The 19,639-nt window shown below is 72.2% G+C and carries 20 protein-coding genes and 1 pseudogene; 5 read left to right on the top strand and 16 right to left on the bottom strand.

Annotated features, from left to right (window positions below; genetic code table 11):
- Positions 1-80: 80 nt before the first annotated feature.
- Positions 81-1,016 carry a cysteine synthase A gene (gene cysK, locus SPI96_RS00290; RefSeq protein WP_321080368.1) on the bottom strand — a complete coding sequence of 312 codons (936 nt, stop codon included), beginning with the start codon at positions 1,014-1,016 and terminating at the stop codon, positions 81-83.
- Positions 1,017-1,100: 84 nt separating this feature from the next.
- Positions 1,101-1,676: a peptide-methionine (S)-S-oxide reductase MsrA gene (gene msrA, locus SPI96_RS00295; RefSeq protein WP_321080369.1), complete on the bottom strand. Its 576-nt coding sequence runs from the start codon at positions 1,674-1,676 to the stop codon at positions 1,101-1,103.
- 80 nt (positions 1,677-1,756) lie between these two features.
- On the opposite strand from msrA, the gene SPI96_RS00300 reads away from it, so the two are divergent.
- The 3 genes from SPI96_RS00300 (at position 1,757) to SPI96_RS00310 (ending at position 4,567) form a co-directional block, all read left to right on the top strand.
- On the top strand, positions 1,757-2,668 hold the full coding sequence (locus tag SPI96_RS00300) for a Nif3-like dinuclear metal center hexameric protein (protein ID WP_321080370.1): 912 nt from the start codon (positions 1,757-1,759) through the stop codon (positions 2,666-2,668).
- Positions 2,669-2,700: 32 nt separating this feature from the next.
- Positions 2,701-3,435 (top strand): DNA-binding protein, encoded by a 735-nt coding sequence (locus SPI96_RS00305; RefSeq protein ID WP_321080371.1) that lies wholly within the window; start codon positions 2,701-2,703, stop codon positions 3,433-3,435.
- A gap of 145 nt (positions 3,436-3,580) precedes the next feature.
- Entirely contained in the window at positions 3,581-4,567 is a 987-nt protein-coding gene (locus SPI96_RS00310; RefSeq protein WP_321080372.1) for a reverse transcriptase-like protein, read from the top strand.
- Between the two features lie 83 nt (positions 4,568-4,650).
- Here SPI96_RS00310 and SPI96_RS00315 read toward each other — a convergent pair whose 3' ends face one another.
- A complete protein-coding gene (locus SPI96_RS00315) occupies positions 4,651-5,466 on the bottom strand; it encodes a peroxide stress protein YaaA (protein ID WP_321080373.1) in 816 nt (271 codons plus the stop codon).
- A gap of 186 nt (positions 5,467-5,652) precedes the next feature.
- On the opposite strand from SPI96_RS00315, the gene SPI96_RS00320 reads away from it, so the two are divergent.
- Positions 5,653-5,958 carry a hypothetical protein gene (locus SPI96_RS00320; RefSeq protein ID WP_321080457.1) on the top strand — a complete coding sequence of 102 codons (306 nt, stop codon included), beginning with the start codon at positions 5,653-5,655 and terminating at the stop codon, positions 5,956-5,958.
- A 201-nt stretch (positions 5,959-6,159) separates the two neighbouring features.
- Here SPI96_RS00320 and SPI96_RS00325 read toward each other — a convergent pair whose 3' ends face one another.
- The 11 genes and pseudogenes from SPI96_RS00325 to SPI96_RS00375 all read right to left on the bottom strand — a co-directional run bounded on the left by SPI96_RS00325 (position 6,160) and on the right by SPI96_RS00375 (position 17,967).
- Positions 6,160-6,474 (bottom strand): hypothetical protein, encoded by a 315-nt coding sequence (locus SPI96_RS00325; RefSeq protein WP_321080374.1) that lies wholly within the window; start codon positions 6,472-6,474, stop codon positions 6,160-6,162.
- The gene (locus SPI96_RS00330; RefSeq protein WP_321080460.1) at positions 6,471-7,121 is read right to left on the bottom strand and encodes a hypothetical protein; all 651 of its coding nucleotides are present in this window, start codon (positions 7,119-7,121) and stop codon (positions 6,471-6,473) included. Before SPI96_RS00330 ends, SPI96_RS00325 begins: the two co-directional genes overlap by 4 nt.
- Before the next feature lie 329 nt (positions 7,122-7,450).
- Positions 7,451-7,855, bottom strand: a pseudogene (locus SPI96_RS00335) (N-acetylmuramoyl-L-alanine amidase); the annotation flags it as partial.
- Positions 7,856-7,893: 38 nt separating this feature from the next.
- On the bottom strand, positions 7,894-8,397 hold the full coding sequence (locus tag SPI96_RS00340) for a hypothetical protein (RefSeq protein ID WP_321080375.1): 504 nt from the start codon (positions 8,395-8,397) through the stop codon (positions 7,894-7,896).
- Positions 8,390-8,911 (bottom strand): hypothetical protein, encoded by a 522-nt coding sequence (locus tag SPI96_RS00345; RefSeq protein ID WP_321080376.1) that lies wholly within the window; start codon positions 8,909-8,911, stop codon positions 8,390-8,392. The genes SPI96_RS00340 and SPI96_RS00345 overlap by 8 nt, the downstream gene beginning before the upstream one ends.
- Positions 8,912-8,998: 87 nt before the next feature.
- Positions 8,999-9,223, bottom strand: a complete 225-nt coding sequence (locus SPI96_RS00350) for a hypothetical protein (RefSeq protein ID WP_321080377.1) — start codon at positions 9,221-9,223, stop codon at positions 8,999-9,001.
- A gap of 25 nt (positions 9,224-9,248) precedes the next feature.
- Positions 9,249-10,376 (bottom strand): hypothetical protein, encoded by a 1,128-nt coding sequence (locus SPI96_RS00355; protein WP_321080378.1) that lies wholly within the window; start codon positions 10,374-10,376, stop codon positions 9,249-9,251.
- Between the two features lie 116 nt (positions 10,377-10,492).
- The gene (locus SPI96_RS00360; protein ID WP_321080379.1) at positions 10,493-11,092 is read right to left on the bottom strand and encodes a hypothetical protein; all 600 of its coding nucleotides are present in this window, start codon (positions 11,090-11,092) and stop codon (positions 10,493-10,495) included.
- A 120-nt stretch (positions 11,093-11,212) separates the two neighbouring features.
- Positions 11,213-13,420, bottom strand: a complete 2,208-nt coding sequence (locus SPI96_RS00365; RefSeq protein WP_321080380.1) for a hypothetical protein — start codon at positions 13,418-13,420, stop codon at positions 11,213-11,215.
- 1 nt (position 13,421) lies between these two features.
- A complete protein-coding gene (locus SPI96_RS00370; protein ID WP_321080381.1) occupies positions 13,422-14,264 on the bottom strand; it encodes a hypothetical protein in 843 nt (280 codons plus the stop codon).
- A gap of 19 nt (positions 14,265-14,283) precedes the next feature.
- Positions 14,284-17,967 (bottom strand): phage tail tape measure protein, encoded by a 3,684-nt coding sequence (locus tag SPI96_RS00375; protein WP_321080382.1) that lies wholly within the window; start codon positions 17,965-17,967, stop codon positions 14,284-14,286.
- A gap of 22 nt (positions 17,968-17,989) precedes the next feature.
- Here SPI96_RS00375 and SPI96_RS00380 point away from each other — a divergent pair, with 22 nt between their 5' ends.
- Positions 17,990-18,196 carry a hypothetical protein gene (locus SPI96_RS00380; RefSeq protein ID WP_321080383.1) on the top strand — a complete coding sequence of 69 codons (207 nt, stop codon included), beginning with the start codon at positions 17,990-17,992 and terminating at the stop codon, positions 18,194-18,196.
- A 299-nt stretch (positions 18,197-18,495) separates the two neighbouring features.
- Here the strand turns inward: SPI96_RS00380 and SPI96_RS00385 are convergent, their stop codons facing one another.
- Both SPI96_RS00385 and SPI96_RS00390 read right to left on the bottom strand, forming a co-directional pair.
- Complete coding sequence (locus SPI96_RS00385) at positions 18,496-19,035, bottom strand: hypothetical protein (protein ID WP_321080384.1); 540 nt, start codon at positions 19,033-19,035, stop codon at positions 18,496-18,498.
- 82 nt (positions 19,036-19,117) lie between these two features.
- Positions 19,118-19,633, bottom strand: coding sequence for a hypothetical protein (locus tag SPI96_RS00390; protein ID WP_321080385.1), 516 nt, complete (start codon positions 19,631-19,633; stop codon positions 19,118-19,120).
- Positions 19,634-19,639: the final 6 nt, after the last annotated feature.

Consider the following 19,639-nt stretch of genomic DNA (forward strand, 5'->3'; position numbering starts at 1 on the left):
TGAGGCCTTTCGGTGGTCAGACGTGGACGGCGCGGCGCACCGGCGGGGTGCGCCGCGCCGTCGTGGGGCGGCAGGGCGGGTCAGCCGCGGATGTCCTCGAAGAGGGCGGTGGAGATGTAGCGCTCGCCGAAGTCGCACACGACGGCCACGATGAGCTTGCCCTCGGCCTCCGGCTTCGCGGCCTCCTTCAAGGCGGCGGCCACGATCGCGCCCGTGGAGATGCCGCCGAGGATGCCCTCCTGTGTGCCCAGGGCGCGGGCGGTGGTCAGGGCCTCCTCGAACGAGGCGTCGTAGACGTCGTCGTAGAGCTCGGTGTCGAGGATCTCCGGGACGAAGTTAGCGCCGATGCCCTGGATCTTGTGGGGGCCGGCCTGGCCGCCGGTGAGGATGGGGGAGTCGGCCGGCTCGACGGCCACGAGGCGCACATCGGGCTTCTGCTCGCGCAGGTAGCGGCCCACACCCGTGATCGTGCCGCCAGTGCCGATGCCGGCGACGAACACGTCCACCGCGCCGTCCGTGGCGTCCCAGATCTCCGGGCCGGTGGTGCTGTAGTGGGCCTGCACATTGGCCTGGTTGGCGAACTGCTGCGCCCAGATCGAGTTGGGGGTGGTGCGCACGATCTCCTGGGCACGCTCCACAGCACCGCGCATGCCGTCGGCACCGGGGGTCAGGACGATCTCCGCCCCGTAGGCCTTGAGCATCACTCGGCGCTCGGTGGACATGGTCTCCGGCATGGTGAGGATCACGCGGTAGCCGCGGGCCGCGCCCACCATGGCCAGGGCGATGCCGGTGTTGCCGGAGGTGCCCTCCACGATGGTCCCGCCGGGGGTCAGGGTGCCGGAGGCCTCGGCGGCGTCCACAATGGCCGCACCGATACGGTCCTTCACGGAGTTCGCGGGGTTGTAGAACTCCACCTTCACGGCCACGGAGCCCGGCAGGCCCTCGGCGAGGCGGTTCAGGCGCACCAGCGGGGTGTTGCCGACGGCCTGGGTGATGTTGTCGAGGATTGTCGCCATGGGGGCCTCCTGGGGCGGGATGGGGGATGGGGTGGGCCCGGCACAGCTTAGCCAGCGGGCGGGCACGGTGGATGGCGGGAGGACTTACTGCGTCAGCCAGTGCGCGTGCCGGCGGCGTACGGCCGCGAGCTTCGGGTCGATGATCACACGGCAGTAGCCGGCGTGCGGCTGGCGCTCGTAGAAGCCCTGGTGTTCGGGCTCGGCCGGGTGCCAGGGGGCGGCTGGCTCCACGGCGGTCACGATCGGCCGGTCCCAGAACTGCTGGGCCCGTGCGATGGCCTCGGTGAACTCGGCGGCCTCGGCTTCGTCCCGGGCGAACAGCGCGGAGCGGTACTGGGTGCCGACGTCGTGGCCCTGACGGTTGAGGGTGGTGGGGTCGTGGCCGGTGAAGAACAGGTCCAGCAGCACCTCGGTGGGCACGACGGCGGCGTCGTACCGCACGCGCACGGCCTCGGCGTGCCCGGTGGTGCCGGAGCACACGGAGGCGTAGTCGGGGTCCGCGGTGGTGCCCCCGGTGTAGCCGGACTCGACCTCCAGCACTCCGCGCACCCGGCGGTAGACGGCGTCCAGGCACCAGAAGCAGCCGCCGGCGACGGTCAGCTCGCGCACGTCGGTGGCGGCATCTGGGCGCACACGGGCGGTGGGGTCGGTCTCGGCCATGACCGGGTCAGCAACGGGGTGAGCAGGTTCATTCCCCGCCCGGCGGTGCATCCCGGGCCCGGGGGAGGCATGATGGGCCCATGACCGACGTCGACCCTCGCCCGGACACCCCCGAGGACGCCCCCGCAGCGGGGCCGGCTCCCACCCTTGCCGAGGTGCTGGAGGCCATGGAGCGGCTGTGGCCGCGCGGACTGGCAGAGTCCTGGGATGCGGTCGGTCCGGTGGCCGGACGTCCCGGTGCCGAGGTGCGCCACATCCTCTGGGCGGTGGACCCGGTGCAGGCCGTCGTGGAGGAGGCCGTCGAGGTCGGCGCGGACCTGCTGGTGACTCACCACCCGCTGCTGCTGCGCGGGGTCTCGTCCGTGGCCGCCGTCGGGCATGCCGGTGCCGCCAAGGGTGCGCTGCTGCACACGCTGATCGAGCACGGTGTGGCGCTCGTGGCCGCGCACACCAATGCGGACTCTGCCGTGGACGGGGTCTCGGATGCGATCGCCCGGCGTCTGGGCCTGCAGGACCTGCGGCCCCTGGCCCCCACCGAGGAGGGCGCGGACACCGGGATCGGCCGGGTCGGCGAGCTGGCCGATCCCGTGACCCTGGCCGAGTTCGCCCGCACCGTGGCGGACACCGTGCCCCGTACGGCCGCGGGGGTGCGGGCCGCCGGGGATCCGGGGCAGCCGGTGCGGCGCGTGGCGGTCTGCGGAGGGGCCGGGGACTCCCTGTTCGACGCCGTCCGCCGCGCCGACGCGGACGTCTACCTGACCTCGGACCTGCGGCACCACCCGGCCTCCGAGGCACGGGAGACCGCCCTGCTGGGGGATGGCCGGCCCGCCCTCGTGGACGTCGCCCACTGGGCTTCCGAGTCCCTGTGGCTCGAGGACGGTGCCGCAGCCCTGGCCGCCGAGCTCGTCCGGGCCGGCCACCGGGTGCGCATGAGCGTGTCCACACAGGTCACCGACCCCTGGGACCTGCACCTTCCCGGCCCCACCTCCTGACCCTTGCCCGCCCGCTCCGAGAGGACCGCCCCATGAGCACCGTGACCGCGCCCCCTGCCACGCAGGCACGCCTGCTTGAGCTGCAGGAGCTGGACACCCGCATCGCCCGCGCCCGCACCACCCTGCAGCGCCTTCGTGAGGACCCGGCCCTGGCCGAGGCTCAGACCGCCGTGCGCCGGGCCCACGAGGCCGAGGAGCAGGCCCGGGCCGCCGAGCAGGACGCCGACGCCGCCGCCACCGTGGCCTCCGAGCGTGCCGCCACCACCCGTGCCCGGCGAGACCGCACCCGTTCCCGTCTCGACGCCGGCGAGGGCGGCCCCAAGGAGCTCACCGCCCTGCAGCACGAGCTCGGCACCCTTGAAGCTCTGCTCTCCGAGCACGAGGACGCCGCCCTCGAGGCCATGGCCGCCGCCGACGCCGCCGAAGCGCAGGTCGCCTCCGCCCATGCGGCGGCCGCCGAGGCCGAGGAGGCGGCACGGGCCCAAGCGGAGGCCCTGCGCGCGCAGGGGCAGGCCGTCACCGTGGAGGGCCGCGAGCTCACCGCTCGCCGCGGAGCCCTGACCGCGCAGCTGCCCGCCGACCTCGTGGAGCTCTACGACGCCGTCCGCGCCGGCAACGGGGGCCTCGGCGTCGCCCGACTCCAGGGGCGCCGCGCCGGGGCGGCCGGCACCGAGCTGTCCCCGGCCGACGTCGCCCATCTGACCGCCCTGCCCCCGGAGGCCGTGGCTCAGGACCCGGAGACCGGCCTGATCCTGATCCGGGGCTGAGGGGACGCCGACGGGCTGGACGGCAGCAGGTCCCGGCTCGGCCCGTCCTGTCTCGGCCTGGCACCGGCGCTGCTCGGTACAGTGGGGGCCCGCCGGCACGGCCAGGGCCGGCAGTGACGAGTCGGACGACGAAGGAGCGCAGGCGATGGGCGGACGGGTGCTGCAGGTGGAGGCCGACGGCGGCTCGCGGGGCAACCCTGGGGTGGCCGGCTACGGCGCGCTCGTGCGTGACCCCGCCACCGGGGACATCCTCCTCACGGACGCCGCCCCGCTGGGCCGGGCCTCCAACAATGTGGCCGAGTACTCCGGGCTGATCGCGGGCCTGCGCATGGCCCGGGACCTCGACCCCGAGGCCCGTGTGCACGTGCTCATGGACTCCAAGCTCGTGGTGGAGCAGATGTCCGGGCGGTGGAAGATCAAGCATGAGGACATGCGTCGGCTGGCCGCACAGGCCCGCGAGGTGCTCCCGGCCGACCGTGTCACCTACGAGTGGATCCCCCGGAACCGGAACAAGGACGCCGACCGCCTCTCCAACGAGGCCATGGACGCCGGGGCCCGTGGCGGCCAGTGGGACGCCGGAGCCTCCGAGGTGCCCGTGACGGCCTCGGTCGAGCAGGCTGTCGCGTCGTCCTCGTCTGCGTCTGCGTCGGGGACGACGTCGACCCCGCAGGCTCAAGCGCAGAAGGCCCAGGTGGAGGAAGCGCCTCGGACGCAGACGCAGGAGCGCGCTCCCCAGCCGACCGGGCGGCTGCACCATGTGGAGCTGTGGGTGGCGGACCTGGACGCGGCCCGTGCCGGACTGGGCTGGCTGTTCGAACAGGTCGGCTACGTGCCCGGCGATGCGTGGGCCGACGGGCAGACCTACCAGGGTGCGGGGGAGTACCTCGTATTGGAATCCGGCCGGGACGTCGCCGAGGGCTCCCACGAGCGCACCCGGCCCGGCCTCAACCACCTGGCCTTCCGCCTGCCCTCCCGGGCCGAGGTGGACCGGATCGCCCGTGAGGCCGTCTCGCACGGGTTCACGCTGATGTTCGCGGACCGGCACCCGTTCGCCGGCGGCCGGGACCACTACGCCGCCTACCTCGAGGATGCCGCCGGGTTCGAGGTGGAGCTGGTCGCGGCCCCGGCCTGACTGCCTGAGCCTGCAGGCACGGTCCTGGCCGCGCAACGCTAGCCGTGCGGTCCTGGCTGTCTGGGGCGAAGGCGGGGTGCGGTTCAGCCCTTCTCCGGCAGGATGATCTGCAGGGATCCGGGCTGCCGCCCGGCCGGCGGGATGAGTTCGACCTCCCACCGCGGCCCGCCGTCGTCGGAGCCGTCACCGGCCTGAGCGACGGTCTGCGCGGTCCGCTCGAGGGTGTTCGTGGCCCGGGACCCGGCCTCCAGCAGCACCCGTGCCACGAGGCCACGGGTGTGCTTGGCGAAGTGGGAGACCACGGTGCGCCGGCCGGCGCGCAGCTGGACGACGTCCACGGTGAGCGTTCGCTCGGCCGGGGCCTTCCACAGGGCCGCGTACCCGCCGGATCGGCAGTCGACGACGGGGCCGGCGCAGTCCTCGGCGAGCGCGTCCAGGCCGGGGCCGAGCAGGGGCCGCCAGTGCGCGGCGAGCCCGGGCAGCCCCGGCACCGTGGCCCCGACAGACAGCCGGTGCGCGGGGATCCGGTCCGCGAGCGTGGTGACCCCGAACAGGGCCGAGAACACGAGGGCGTGGGAGCGGGCGCGGCGCTTGGCGGCCGCCGAGAGGCTCGCGTGGTCCAGGGCCTCGAAGAGCACGCCCGTGAACACCCGGTGGCCCGGTGCGGTGGGGGCGGTGGTGAGCGCCGTGTTGGCGGTGACCTCGCCGGCGAGGGAGGGGCCCACGCCGAGCAGGTCCAGGGCGTCGGGGCCGGCGGAGAGCGCGGCGAGGCGGTCGATCAGGTCGCGGCGGGCGGCGGTGATGGCGCCGTCCTCGGCCAGGGCGAGGGAGTCGAGGTCGAGGGTACGGCCCGAGCGCGGGGCGGTCTTGCCCTCGGAGGGCGGGAGCAGGATCAGCACCGGGCCAGCGTAGCTACCTGCGGGGCCGAGGCTCACGACGCCGGCCCGGGAACCTGGCCTGCACCCCGGCGCGCGCGGACCTGGCACAGTGGTGGCAGAGAGGATCGTGCCCTGGGCGCCGTGCGGCCTGGGGCACGCCCGGACCACCCTGTTCCGTCCGCCTGTGAGGAGCCGCCCTTGAGCACCATGAACGTCTTCGGCGTCGTGTTCCCGTTCGTCCTGGCCCTGCTGGTGGTGGCCGTGGTGGTGGGGGTGCGCTCCAGCGGCCGGCAGCGCACGCGCGCCTCGGCCGTGGAGCTGCGCCTGCGGGAGCGGACGTTCACGGGGCAGGACACCGCCGTCCTGGAGTGGCCGCGTGACCGCCGCCGCCCCACTCTGGCCCATGTGGTGTCCCTTGGGGAGAGCTATGGCTACCGGCTCACGGACCGCATCGACCGCGAGCATGTGGTGGAGCTGCGCTTCGAGCGCATGAGCGAGGCCGAAGGGTTCTGAGCGGGGCAGAGGGGCGGGACGGATCGGCTGTAAGCCGGGTTCTGTCCTACCCCTAGTGATCATGCGGGGCACAGAGGGTCCGTGCCGGTCCTGTGCCGGTCCGGGTCGAGGACGCGGGCGCTGCCCGCTGACTCCGGACACGACGAAACGCCCCCCTCCCAGCGTGAGCCGGGAAGGGGGGCGTTCGCGTCGGGGAGGAGGTCAGCCGGGCTGACCAGCAGCCGGCGGTGAAGGGACGGCCACGGTCTCGCCGGGGGCCTCCGGGCCGTGCCCGGCCCAGACGTCGGGGTCCGGGGTCGGCTGGACGAGGCCCGGGCGCTGTGGGGGCACCAGCCACCCGCCAACGAGGGCGAGAGCCGCGGTCAGCAGCACCGCGATCGGGTCCTGGATCGGGTCCAGCTCGGGCCAGATGTGCGTGATGATCTGCGCGATGGCCACGCCGATCACACCGCCGGCGGTCGCGGCCCCCGTGACGGGCCCGACCGTGCGGCGCAGGGGGGCAGGGGTCTGGGTCACGGCATCTCCTTCAGGGCCTGGGCGATGATTCCGGCGAAGTCGTAGCTGTTGTGGCTCGGGGCGCCGGTGTCCCAGAGGCGGGCCTTGTGGCCGGCGCGCCGGTAGGCGGCCACGCCCCGCTGCGCAGAGCGCCACGCAGACCACGCGCCGCCGGCGGCCGTGGTCGCCCCGACACCGTCCCCGGTGGAGGAGCCCGCGAAGAGGATGGGCGAGGCCGCCCGGAACGCGGCCGGGGTGTCGATGATGTGCGACGCGTTCGGGGTGCCGCCCCCGATGGCCACGAACCGGGCCCGGCCGCCCGCCCACGCGACGCCGGTGCGCGCCAGGTGCAGGGTGATCGCCTCCGCCCCACCGGAGTGCCCGACGATCACGAGCTCCGAGGCACGCACCCCGACCTCCGCTGCCAGCGCCGGCAGGAAGGACCGCAGCGCGGCGGTCTGCGGGGCGACCGTGCGCACGGACTGGTCCGCGGTGCCGCGCATCCACCAGGTCGACGTCGGGGACACGGCCAGGGCGAACGCGTACCCGGCCGCCGTGGCGGCCTTGGCCATGGCGGCCACCTGCGTGCCGCCGGGCGTAGACGTCTCGGACGGTTTGTTGTCCCCGTGGAGGTACACCACGAGCCCCGCGGCGACGACGGCGCCCACACGTGGTAGGCGATCCGCTGGCCGTTGTGCGTGGCGGCCGCCGACCGCGGCCCACCCGGGGCCGGGGCGACCGGCGCCGGAGTCGATGCCGGCACCCCACCCAGCTTCAGGGTCTCGCCCACCCGCAGCACGCTCGTGGTGTCCCTCCCGTTCAGGCCGAGGAACTGAGAGAACGTCAGCCGTCCCTTCGCCCGCTTCGACCACACCGACCACAGGGAGTCCCCGAGGACGGCCGCGTAGGTGCCGGCCGCTGCAGCGGGAGCCGGCCGGGGCTGGGCCTGCCCGCGGGCGAGCCGGTCCAGGCGGGCCAGATCCCAGCGGCCCGGACACGCGGTCGCCCGCCACTGAGAGTGCGGGACCAGGGGCAGGTCGCCGTAGGTCGCGCGGAGGTCACGGATCAGCTCGGCCACGGTGGCGTAGTCGGCGTCCGTGGCCTCCGGCCGGCACTCGATCCCGATACTGGTCGCGTTGCCGCGGGCGTTGCCGGCGTGCCAGGCGACGTCGTCGGGGTCCACGATGCAGGCCACGCGGCCGCCCTGGACGACGTAGTGCGCGGACGTGCCGGCCGCGGGGTTCGTGAGCCAGCCGACGACACTCTCGAAGCGCTGACCGAGGACGCCCCAGTGATGGAGGGTGATGGACTCGACCTTGCGGTCCCGGCCGAACACCGCGCGCGACCGCGCAGCGGGCGTGACGTTCGGGGAGTCGTGAGCGGTGATGTACTCGTAGGCCATGGTGTCCTCCTCGGGACGTGGGATGGGGGGGGTAGTGGTCAGGAGTGGCCGCCGTCGTCGTCCCAGCGGGCGACCTCGACGATGTGGGCACGCAGGGAGTCGATGACGTCGTCCGGCCGAGGCGGGCGGGCCCCGCGGTCGATCCAGTCGATGATGTGAGCGACCTGATCGGTGAACACAACGACGAGCACGGCGAGGCGGGCGCGGATGGTCTCAACCTGGGCCTGCGCGGCCTCGGCGCGAGCTTGAGCACCCTCGGCGGCGTGTCGCGCCTCGGTGGCGGCCTTCTCTGCGGTGATGACGCGGGCCTCGAGGTCGTCGGCGCGGGATGCCATAGCCTGGAATGCCTTGGCCATGGCCTCGAGGGCGGACGCGTCAGCGGGGGGCGTGTCCGTGGCAGGGGACGGCGTCTTGAGGCTGCGGGCTTCGGCCCAGGAGCGGAGTGCGCCGATGCCGAGGCCGGTGAGGGTGAGGGCAGCGACGGCGATGGCGACGGCGACGCGGAGGGGCTCGGGGAGATGCTCGAGGATGAGGTCATCCACGGGGTGGCGCCTCCTCGGGGTTGGGCGTGGTGGGGATCTCGCCGGTGAGGGCGGCTTCCACATCGGCGCGGGTGATGGCGCGGACGGGCTCGGGCCAGCCAGCGATGAGCACGATGAGACGGGCGATCGTGGCCCAGACGATGGCACCGAAGACCGCGCGGGGGAGGTCGCCGTCGGGAGTGGGGGCGAGGAGCTCGGTGAGGACGGCGGCGATGTGGGCGGTGGCCCTGTAGGCGGCCATGGCCATGAGCGCGAGGAAGCCCCAGGCGTCGTGGCCTTGGCGGCGGGTGGCCATGATGATCGCGGCGGCCCCGGTGAGGATCCACACGGTGCCGCGCACGGTGGGGGCCAGGGCGAGCATGTGGATGCCCGGCGGGGCCGGGGCGAGGATCGTCAGGACGCCCATTCCGATCCAGAGGGTGCCGAGCGAGAGCAGCGCGGAACCGCGGTGGCCCAGCCGGCGCCGGCCAGGGGAAGAGGCGCGGGAGATCGCGTCGAGGAGTCGTTGAGGCACAGGGGGCTCCTTCATGGGCGTGGACGGGGCGAGCTGGGGACGACGACGGCCCCCGCCGGTGGTGGCGGGGGCCGTGTGGCGGTTGGGTCAGGTGGTGGCGGCGTCTTGGGCGGCGGTGACGAGTGCGTCGGGGTCTGCCCCGGCGGCGACGGCGGAGCGCACCAGGTCGGCGACCTGGGCGGGGGCCTGGGCGGGGGCCTGGGCGGCGCGGTGGCGGCGCTCTTGCTCGGCGAGGACGGCGACGCGGAGCGCGTCGAGGTCATCGTCCATCCAGGTCTCGGTGTCGGTCAGGTCTGGCAGGGTGGCGGGCATGGTGGCCCTCCTCTCGGGGTCGGGGTCAGGCGGGGGTGCCGGGGAGCGTGGTGGGCCACGGCTCGGCGGTCGGGTATTCGACGATGGCCCCGCCGAACCCCCCCCCGATGGTCTTCATCACCACCCTGCCGTTGGCGCGGGCGTCGCCGTTGTCCGTATCGACGTACAGCACCCCCAGGCTTGATGCCGGGTCCGTGTCGGAGCGGGATCGGACGACGGCGGACAGGGATGCGATAGAGCGGGTACTCGCCTGCGTCGGGGTATCGGGCCGGAATCCGTTGGGGAGTAGCCCGCCTGTGTAGATGCCGTCCAGCAACACCGTCTTCGTGTTGATCGCGGGCTTAGTGCCACCGCCGGAGAACAGAAATCCGCCGTGGACTCGCACGCCGTCCGGCGTGCGTCGGACGTTAAGGAACATTCCCGTGGTGGCCGCGATCATCCCGCGCCACCCGGTATCGCCGAGAGATACCACCCACCCGCGTGAGGTCTTGATCCACACGTCAGCGCCGACGCCCGCGCCGTCCGTGGAGCGGTACTCCGCACCCACGGGCTCGCCGCCGGTGATGACGCCGGCCGTGGTGGACGGCTGGTCCGGGCGGCCCGGGCCGACGAGGAGGTAGGCCGACGCGCTGGACACGACGCCGGGCGGGCCCTGCGGCCCCCGGTCGCCCTGCGGGCCCTGCGGGAGCACCAGGGAGAGCGTCTGTGCGGGGGCCTCCCCCGTGAGCGTCGCCCCCGCCGTCGTCCCGCTCGTGACCGTGCCGATGGTCAGCGTGTTCGCCGGGCCGGGCGCGCCCGTGTCGCCCTTGAGGCCCTGCGGCCCCCGGTCGCCCTGGGGACCCTGGATGCCCTGGAGGCCCTGGGGGCCTCGGTCACCCTGGGGGCCGGTCAGGGCCGGGCCGGTCTGGCCGCCCACCGTGAGACGGTCCCCCGCCCAGGAGACGTCCGGGGCCGGGCCGACGTCGCCCTTCTCGCCCTTGAACTCACCGGACCGCACAGCATCACCAAAGGTGCGGGCGTCCGCATTCAGCCGGTCCGCCGCACCCACAGCACGATCAGCCGCCGACCCCGCCTCAACAGCCGAGTCCGCCGCCGACGACGCCGCCGACACCGCCCCATCACGGGCCACCATCGCCGCCTCCGCCGCCGACACGGCCTCACCTACCGGGCCCTCCACTGCACCACGGGCCAGCGCCTCCACATCAGCCCGAGTCCGGGCCGACAGGATCCGGCCCTGCTCGTCCACTGCTGCTGCACGATACGCCTCTGTCACAGGGACACCTCCATCACCACGACACCAGCCTCGGCGTCAAGAGAAACAGCTGCCCCGCGGTTAGGGGACAGCCTCAAGTTCAGGTCCAGATCCTGGGTCACAATCAGGCCAGGGCGTGCGGCAGCCTCCGCACGGGACGCCGCATCCTCGGCGGACCCGGCAGACACCACAGCGGCATCCGCCGCCGCTTCCGCCAGCCCCGCCGACACCACAGCCACATCAGCGGACCGTCCCGCCCGCGCAGCCGCCCCCTCGGCCCGGGCCAGAGCCTCCGCCGCCGACACCGCATCCGCCTCGGGGAGCGGGTCCAGGGTGGCCTTGTCCACCCGCTCCAGCAGGTGCGCCAGGTGCTCACCCTCGGCGGGGACCAAGACCGTCCGCTGGTAAGATCTCGTGGCCCCATCCGGGGTCCACGTCACGTCCACTACGCTTCCGCCGTCCACGTCGAGGGTGGCCCTTCCGTCCACGCGCAGACACGTACTCCACGGGGTCCGCAGAGTCTCCGGGGCGGCCTCGTAGCCCTTCCGGACCACCGTGACCGTGCCCGTCTCCGGGCGATCCAGCAGAGCCGACCAGTCGAGAATCAGGGTCGTCATGCGGCCACTCCGTACGGTCGTAGGGCGTCCACCGCACGCGCGGACACCAGGCCCATCATCGCGCCGGTCTTCGAGTGGGGGATGCCGCCAGGGGTAGTAGCCACAAGGGCCTCCAATCAATCAGGGGATGATCTGCAGGGAGAGCGTCTGCACCCACGGGGCGTCCAGGGTGCCCTCATCCGTGATCTCCAGGACCAAGGCGCGGGCCTCCCAGCCGCCGATCTGCACGGTGAGCACGTCGTACCGCTCCAGGCGCACGTCGGGGACGACCATGCGCAGGTCGTAGATCACAGGGGCCTGCTGGGACATGAAGGCCAACAGGTCGGCGGCCAGACGGTCCGCATCCGCCTGCGACTGCACCCACCAGCCCGCCTCGTGCTGATGCTCGGCGAGCTTCGCCACCGCCGGGCCGGCCGTCGCGGTCTGGTCAGCCCACTGGGTGCGGCCCTTCGCCCGGATCAGCACCCCGTCCGTGCCACGGATTGCAGCGTTGACCATCCGGGCGGCGTTCCACCGGGACGACCCAGCGGTGAAGTCGCCCTCAGCCGGGACATGCAGGTCGAGGGCCTGCGTCGAGGTCAGGCTCCCGGCGGTGAGGGCGATCTTCCACGTGTCCGGGTCGAGCTGCTCCACCGTCGCGGCCACGTTCGAGGCGCCGGCGATCCAGTTCTCCGTGACCGCGGCCGCAGCATTGTCCACGACGCCGGCCACCCACGAGTCACGGCGGCTGTTGAACTGGCTACGGTCCGCGGCACCAGAGGCGCTGTCGACGTAGGACAACACCTTGATCGCCGTGTCCACGCGCACCCAGTCCTCACCGTCCGGCGGGGACAGGAGCTCCTCGGTCACCTGCCGAGGCTCCAGACGCACGGACTCGGCATGCACCAGAATCGTGGGGTGTGCGGTTGCCTGCACCGTGGGCCGCCGCCACGCGACTTCCACACGGTCCGCGACCGTCGCCCATCCAGTGCCCCACTGCACCCCGGTCACATGCCGGGCACCCACCACGCGGGTGCTCGATCCCTGCACGAGCAAACGGGACCGGTGACGGCATCGCAGACGCCCGTCCTCGTCGATCCACACCGCGGACCGGGTGCACCGTGCCCAGTCCTTGAGCAGCTCCAGGCCCGTGGTGCCGACCAGTGAGGGGACCGCGAGGAGGGCGCCCTCCGAGGCGGAGGTCTGGATCAGATGGGTGCGCTTGAAGTCCCCGGTGAGCTGGCGGGGCGCGGTCGCGTGGCCGACCTGCAGGCCGCCAGCCATGAGTGCGCCGCGGTCGCCGGTCACAAGGCCCACACTGGTCAGGGAGGATACGCGGGGCACGAGGTTTGTCCACTGGATCAGGCGTGCCTGGCGCCCGTCTGCCTGCGCCCAGACCTCGCCGGTCGAGTCGATCCAGACAGCCACGTCCCGCTCGCCCTGCGCCCCGGCGGGGGGCGGGAGGGGCCACGGGACCTGTGCGGTGACACCGGCCCCGTTGTCGTAGGCCACGGTCAGGGAGGACTCGCCCACACGGATCGTGATCGTCTCCCCGCCCGAGAACCGCAGGGGGACGGTGACCGAGGCGCTGGTCTGCTCCCCGGCGACCAGCAACCGCACGTACAGGGCGCGCCCGAGGTTCGCGCCTACCACCGGCTCGAACGACGCATTCGCCCGCATGACCGCGGCACCCCAGGGGGCCGCAGAGTGTGCGACCGCGCCGTCCCCGGTAGAGGTGGACCCGTGCACCAGCACCCCCGTCTCCGGGGCGAGAGACCCCACACCCGGCACCGACAACACCGCGTCCGCCTCACGCTGCGGGGTCGCCCACCAGCCGCACCAGCGCGCCACACGGTCCAGCACATGCACCTGATGGGCGCCCTGCAGGGCGGGGGCGTGCCCGGCCAGCGGCACCGGGTGCCGGTGGATCATCGGGGGGACCGTGATGCGCCGGGTCAGGCGCTTCGCACGGTCCGTGACCGTCACCTCGATCACCGGGGACGCCGCGTCACCACGGACCATGCCAATCACGCCGCTGAGCACTCGGCGGGTGCCCCGGTCGTCCCCGAGATACACGTCGCACGGGTCGCCCAGCGTCGGGATGTCCCGGCCCGCTGTCGGCATGGACAGGGCACCAGAGATTACAGGCCGATCCGTCGCCTGGAACTGCAGCGTGGCGGACGCCTGCGCCACGTCTGCCCATCCGCCGTCCTCCGCCACACCACCAGACGACCCAGCACGGGACACCGTGAACGACACCGCCTGTACGACACGGCGGCGCCACACGATCCACGCCGACGGCCGGGTCAGGACCGGGGCCGGCACGTACCCGGGGATGCTGGTCAGCACGTCAACCCACCTCCTGGACCATGTAGTCCGCCGTCGAACGGCGGTCCCACAGGCTTGTCGCCGCTCTCTGCACCTGATCTGACGGCCGGTGGATCACCACCTGTCGTGCCCCACGCCCCTCAGCCCACGGCATGAGGGTGTCCGTCATCGTGACCGCCGGCGACGCCCACGCAAGCGCTTCCCGCACGGAGACCCGCAGGGCCACCGTCGTCATGCCCGTACGGATCGTCCGGTGCACCCGCTGCAGGGCCGTGGCGCCCGCCGTCTGGGAACCCCATGTGGCGATGACGGTCCCGCGCATGTCCAGCTCCTCGACACGGAGCACGCCCGCGCGCCCCTCCCATGGGGTCAGATAGACCGACACGGTGACCGGCCGGTCCTGCGGGACCGCACACGTCACCACGCCCAGCACCGGGTGGGTCACCCCCACCGGGGCAATCACCGCCGCCGTCGGGGAGGTGTGCACCACACGCGAGAGCGGCCGGTGCCCGTCCGCGCCGTCGAAGACCCCAGCCTCCGGTCCTTGCACAGACCCGGCACTGAACTGCCCCGGCTCCGTGAGCGACGCCTCCGGGGTGAGCATGTTCGACACCAGCGCGAGCTCGTCGTAGAACCACAACCCGGCCCCCGTGCGCGCTGGGACCATTGCCAGCGTGCCCAGCTGTTCCGGGCGTGCCGTCCCGATCCCGACCTGCCAGGATCGGCGGCGACGCGGCAGCAGCTGCGCCGCCACCGTCCCGTCCAGGGCCTCAGTGGTTACCCACTGGTCAGGCCTGGACATCGCCACGTCCGAGGCACACCGCACCTCCACGAGACCACCGACGTCGCCGATCCATGCACCCACCCGGGGCCTCCTATCTCGCTCATGTCCAGTCCGCCATGCGGACCCCGGCACCGACCTTCCGGCCATCAAGGACCACGTGCACCGGCAGTGACGCCGCCGCACGCGCCGCGACCTGCCCGAGCCGCTCGTAATCGATCACCTGGACCGAGGCAGGAGGCTGCACCGTGACCCGGGGGGCTAGGGAGGCGGCCGACCACTCACGGCCCTGCCTGCCACCGTCTGCGAGCCCCCGCAGGTGATGGATGCTCGGGTCGTCCCGGTTGATGAGGCCGAGGACCCGGTCGTACCGGTCCGAGCTCTTGCGGTTGATGACCCACTCCCGGTCATCCACCCACGCCGTCGGCACCCCCTTCGAGCTGATCCCGAGAATCTGATCCGTGCCCAGCCCCGTGTGCGGGAGCCGGCCACCGGAAGCGAGGGCCGGGACACGGCCACCCGCGGCCAGGGCCGTCTTCAGCAGGCGCCCGCCGATTCCGGCCACCACGTTCGCGGTGATCGACATCGACCGCGGCCTGGCCAGCTTTCCCAGCTTCTCCTCCGCCGCCCAGACATCCGCCAGCGCAGACACCGACGTCACCCTGTCCCGCGCTGTGTGGGTGATGTCCGTCTCGGCCCGCCCCGTCACGGCCTTCACCTCAGCCAGCACGTCCGTGTCCCGGATCGCGTCGATCTCCTGCTGAGTGCCGTAGATCGTCCCGGCGTCATCCACCCACACGGTGCGTTCGATGCCGGCCACGTTCACGATTCGCTGCTGCACATCCACGATGGACCCGTCGTCCGTGACGAAGATCGTCTCGGTCTTCCCGGTCACGCCGTTGATGCGCTCCTGCACGGACCCGGCCGTGCCTTCCTCCGAGACGGCCACCGTCACACCTACATGGTTCGGGAGGGCCTCCACGGCCTCGCCTGTGGCCGACGCCACCAGGTATGCTGCGTCGTCCATCGCAGTGTGGATGTCCACACCTTCCGGGATGCCGAGGAGCTGCCGGGCCAGCCGGTCGGCCTCACCGGCCGTCGCACCGAAGCCTTCCGCAGCACGCACGAGGTCCTGGTAGGTGCCCAGCAGGTTCTCGCGGAGCACACCCTGCGACTCGCCCGCCCGGGCGTTCGCGTCCACCAGCTCACGGCCAGCCGCCGCGACACCGAGGATCGCGTTCATGTTGGCGCGCCCAGCTTCGGTGTTGATGTCCAGGGTCCGCCCGTTCTCCTCGTACGCGCCGGACAGCCCGTCCAGGGCCTCCTTGTAGCCCATCGTCGCCTGGATCGCGGTCTGCTCCACGATGCCCATAGCCATGAGGCTGTCAAGCACCGCGTCCAGCTTCTCCGACGCCTCCAGAGACTCGTCCGCCAGGGCACCCATGGCCGCCGTGATGCCCGCCATTGACGACTCGTCCACACGGGACATGCGCCCGGATGCCTCCGCCACGGCATCCATGCCGCCCGTCGCGTCGTCAGCCGCCTCACCCAGGTCCTCGACGCTCATAGCCAGGTCCCTGCCCTCAGCGGCGGCCTTCGTCATGGCCGCGGTGTAGCTGGGGAAGATCTCGGCGAGCCGCTCGGAGGGCACCCCCGCGGCCTCCGCCTTCTGTGCGATCAGCTCGAAGGACTGGGCGGCCGCGGCCGCGCTGCCGCCGTTGGCCATCGTGGCCAGCTGGTCGTCCAGCTGCTCGAAGTTCTTCCGGACGAACTCCATGTTCGTGGAGCCTCGAGTGCCGAAGGTCAAGATCTTCGAGGTGATCTGGTCGACGTTGTCACCGACGTCGGGGTTCCCGATGATCCGGAAGGCTTCTTCGATTCCGCTGACGTCCAGCCCGTCGAACCAGTTGCCCTTGCCCATGAACGCGGAATCCAGCTGCTCGATGCCGAGCGCGGCAGCCTCCGCCTCTCCGGAGAGGTTGATCAGCGCCGCGGTGACCGAGTCAACCTCGGCGAGCTCACCCGTCGACACGAGGGAGCCGATGCCGATGCCCACGGCGCCGGCGGTGGCGATGCCACCGAGCGCCTTGCCCAGGCCGCCGACTTTGCCTGCCGCTTTCTCCGCCCCGGCCGCGAACGCGTCCATGCCGCGGCTCAGGGCGGGGACGCTTCCGGACAAGCGTCGGGCCGCGTCCCATGTGTCGACCACGCGGGGCGCGAGCATGAGGAAGCTGCCGGCGGCGACCGCCGCGGCACCGCCGACCCCGGAGATCAGGCCCATGGCCTTCTGCACCGGGGCGGGGAGCTGCGCGAAGAAATCCGCGGTGTCAGCGACCGCTCCGGCGATCCCGGCCACGGCAGGGAGGATCGCTCCGCCGGCGGTGATCGCAGTGTCCTTGATCCGGTTCCACGCGATCCGGATCTTCGACTCCGCGGTCTCATACCGCTTCGATGCCTCCGCGATCAGGGCGGAGTTAGCTTCCCACGCCTCGTTGCCGGCGGCCACAGCCTCGCCGACGAGCCCAGAGGCGCCAGCGAGACGGATCAGGGTGTCGGATTCCCTGATGCCCTTCACCCCGAGGTCGGCGAGGGTCGCATTCATGTCCTCGCCCGCGGCTCCAGCCTCGCCGAGGCCACTCACGAGCATGTCGATCGCCTGCGCCGGGCTGCCCTTCCAGGCCTCCGCGAACTCGGCAGCGGACACGCCCGCGGCGTTCGCCCACCCCTGCAGGTTCTTGCCGCCGGCGCGCACATCGGCGTCGATCTTCTTCATGACCGTGGACATGGCGGTACCACCGGCCTCCGCCTCGATGCCCACCGATGACATGGCCGCAGCCAGGCCCATCACGTCGCCCTCGGTCATACCCATCTGCTGACCGACGCCGGCCAGCCGCATGGACATGCCCACGATCTCGGACTCGGTGGTGGCGAAGGAATTGCCCAGGCCCACGATGACGGACCCGAGACGGTCCACGTCGCTCAAGGACGTGCCCATGATGTTGGCGAAGCGCGCGAGCGCGGTAGCCGCCTCCTCGGCAGACAAGTTCGTGGACTCGCCGAGGTCGATCATGACCTTCGTGAAGGACTGCACGTCCTCGATCCCGACGCCGAGCTGCCCGGCGGCCTCCGCTACCGCAGCGATCTCCGCGTGCGAGGCAGGGAGCACCCCGGTCATGTCCCGGAGTCCCTGCTCCAGTGCGGTGAGCTGCTCCGTGGTGCCGTCGTTGGTCTTGGCGACGCCAGCCCATGCGGATTCCCAGTCCATGGCGGCCTTGCCAGACGCCACCGCGAGGCCGAGCAAGCCCGCACCGGCCCCGGTCAGCACCCCGCCGACCCGCTCCAACTCCGCGGAGTACTCGCGAGCGAATCCCACCGCCCGAGACAGGGACGCCCCCTGCTTCGACATGGCGTCATCCAGGGCCTTCTGCGCTGCGGTCGCGTCAGCGGCGGACACCTTGAGCTTCGCCTGAGCGTCCGAGAGGTCCTTCGCTGCCGACGCCGCGGCCTCAGCGTTCTTCGACGCCAGGGCCTGGTCCAGCTTCTTCTGTGCAGCCGCGACGTCGGCCGCCGCGGCGCTGTGCCGCTTCCAAGCGTCAGCCGAGGCCTTCTGCGCAGCCGCGACCTTCTCCGAGGCCTTCGCCGAGCGGCTTGCGGCCCCCTCCACCCCCTTTGCCGCCATGTCCGCTTCGTTCTTGACTTTTCGGGTGGACTGCGCCGCCTCATCCATGGCCCGCCGGTACCCGGCGACCTCGGCCTCCACGATGACCTTCACGCGGCGATCAGCCATGCCACACCCCTATGCTGTTGTTATGTCTGCTTCCACGCGCAAGCCCGGCGACACCCTCACGGGCCTCGGTATCGCCGCGATCGTTCTCGGCATCGTCGTGTTCATCATCGTGTTCGCACTTGACGGGTCTGCCTCACCGGTGATCCTGCTCGGCTGGGGAAGCATCGGTGCCGCGCTCGTCATGCTCGGTCGCCGCAAAGCGCGCCAGGGTGGGACGGGTCACCACTGACTCGTCGATCTCGCCGACCGTCAGCACCTGCCCCGGCTCCGCCTTCCACCCGTCCTTGCCGGTGAGCTCATCCAGCGCCTGCTTCCGGTAGCACCACAGGTCCTGTCGCACCTCGTACACCCCCGCGTTCGCGGGATCCCGGCACTCAAGCACGTACCCCCCGCATTCGGGGCAAGTCGTGTCCAGATACCGCTGGTACGCGAGGATCAGCAGGTGGTCCCGCTCGCCCCACTCGGCACCGCCGAGCAGGGACGACGGCGGCCGCCCCCACTTCTCACACGCACGAAGAGCGGAGAGAATCAGTCCCCAGCGTCCCGAGTGGAGGACCGCGGCAAAAAATCCGCGCTCGGCTCCACATCACCCAGCGACGCACGCTGATACGCCTGCTGCAACTTCGACCACTGGTGCCAGCCGATCGCGTGGACCAGCTGATCGAACTGGTCACGGCTCATACGCGGCTGCACCAGGGCGGCATACACGTAGTCGCGGCCGATCTCCTCGGCATGGGTCTTCACGTCGCGGTCGCCGCGGATCTTGCGCTCTTCCTCGACCGTCCCGGACTGGACACGCAGGACCAGCTGGCCGGCCACGTACTTACCCGCCAGGGCCTCGTACTCGTCGCGCAGCTTCGCGACCTCGCCCTTCTCGGCCAGGGACGGCTCCGCGTCGACGCCGACCTTCTCGAGGTGCCCGATCTGCCGGGCAAGCGCGTCGAGCTCGGCGAGCAAATGCCCATCCCGGTACACGACGACCTCACGGGTCGGGCGGGTCGCGCCGGCCAGCCAGGCGTCCAGGTCGAAGTCCTGCGCGGACGCGATCTCGGTGCTGGGCTCAGACATAGTGACTCCTCACGTTCTGGCGACTCCTAGAGGTGAAACCGCGGCGGGGGCGAGGAGCCGCACCCCCGCCGCGGGTCTGGGATCAGGCAGCCGCGACCTGGATGTTCTCGTACATGCGCTGCGCGCCGAGCGCGATGCGCCGCTTGATGAAGCCGGTGCCGTCGATGCGCTGAGCCGCGTCGGTGATGACCTCGCCACCCAGATAGATTTCGTCGGTGGCGGCCCAGTCCTCGGTGGAAAGCTTCGAGGTCTCGCGGGCGTACGCCCACACGGTGGTGCCCTTCTCGCGCAGCGCCAGCCACGCTTCCTCGGACTCCACCTGGGCGGCGGCGCCGGTCTCCGGGTCGAACTGGCGCCACAGGGTGGCACCCAGGTCGTAGTTCGACGCACCGAACACGGTCGAGTTGCCGACCGTGCACAGCGCCTTCTCGTCGACGGTGTCCGACGCCGTGTTGGTCCAGCTGAAGTCCGCCGCGAGCACGTCGCAGGACAGATCGAAACCAGCGTTGAGCTCGGCGGCGGTCGGAGCGGCCGGGTCGGCCGGAGCTGCGGTGAGGACGGTCCACTTCAGACGGCCCTCAGCAAGAGTGCGTGCCATAGATGG

The sequence above is a fragment of the Micrococcus sp. genome (assembly GCF_034179925.1).
In the GTDB taxonomy this organism is placed as follows: Bacteria; Actinomycetota; Actinomycetes; order Actinomycetales; family Micrococcaceae; genus Micrococcus.

Excerpts from the sequence above, each read along its gene's own strand:
- cysK (WP_321080368.1), bottom strand. The coding sequence starts at position 1,016 with ATGGCGACAATCCTCGACAACATCACCCAGGCCGTCGGCAACACCCCG.
- msrA (WP_321080369.1), bottom strand. The coding sequence starts at position 1,676 with ATGGCCGAGACCGACCCCACCGCCCGTGTGCGCCCAGATGCCGCCACC.
- SPI96_RS00300 (WP_321080370.1), top strand. The coding sequence starts at position 1,757 with ATGACCGACGTCGACCCTCGCCCGGACACCCCCGAGGACGCCCCCGCA.
- SPI96_RS00305 (WP_321080371.1), top strand. The coding sequence starts at position 2,701 with ATGAGCACCGTGACCGCGCCCCCTGCCACGCAGGCACGCCTGCTTGAG.
- SPI96_RS00310 (WP_321080372.1), top strand. The coding sequence starts at position 3,581 with ATGGGCGGACGGGTGCTGCAGGTGGAGGCCGACGGCGGCTCGCGGGGC.
- SPI96_RS00320 (WP_321080457.1), top strand. The coding sequence starts at position 5,653 with ATGAACGTCTTCGGCGTCGTGTTCCCGTTCGTCCTGGCCCTGCTGGTG.
- SPI96_RS00350 (WP_321080377.1), bottom strand. The coding sequence starts at position 9,223 with ATGCCCGCCACCCTGCCAGACCTGACCGACACCGAGACCTGGATGGAC.
- SPI96_RS00360 (WP_321080379.1), bottom strand. The coding sequence starts at position 11,092 with ATGACGACCCTGATTCTCGACTGGTCGGCTCTGCTGGATCGCCCGGAG.
- SPI96_RS00375 (WP_321080382.1), bottom strand. The coding sequence starts at position 17,967 with ATGGCTGATCGCCGCGTGAAGGTCATCGTGGAGGCCGAGGTCGCCGGG.
- SPI96_RS00380 (WP_321080383.1), top strand. The coding sequence starts at position 17,990 with ATGTCTGCTTCCACGCGCAAGCCCGGCGACACCCTCACGGGCCTCGGT.
- SPI96_RS00385 (WP_321080384.1), bottom strand. The coding sequence starts at position 19,035 with ATGTCTGAGCCCAGCACCGAGATCGCGTCCGCGCAGGACTTCGACCTG.
- SPI96_RS00390 (WP_321080385.1), bottom strand. The coding sequence starts at position 19,633 with ATGGCACGCACTCTTGCTGAGGGCCGTCTGAAGTGGACCGTCCTCACC.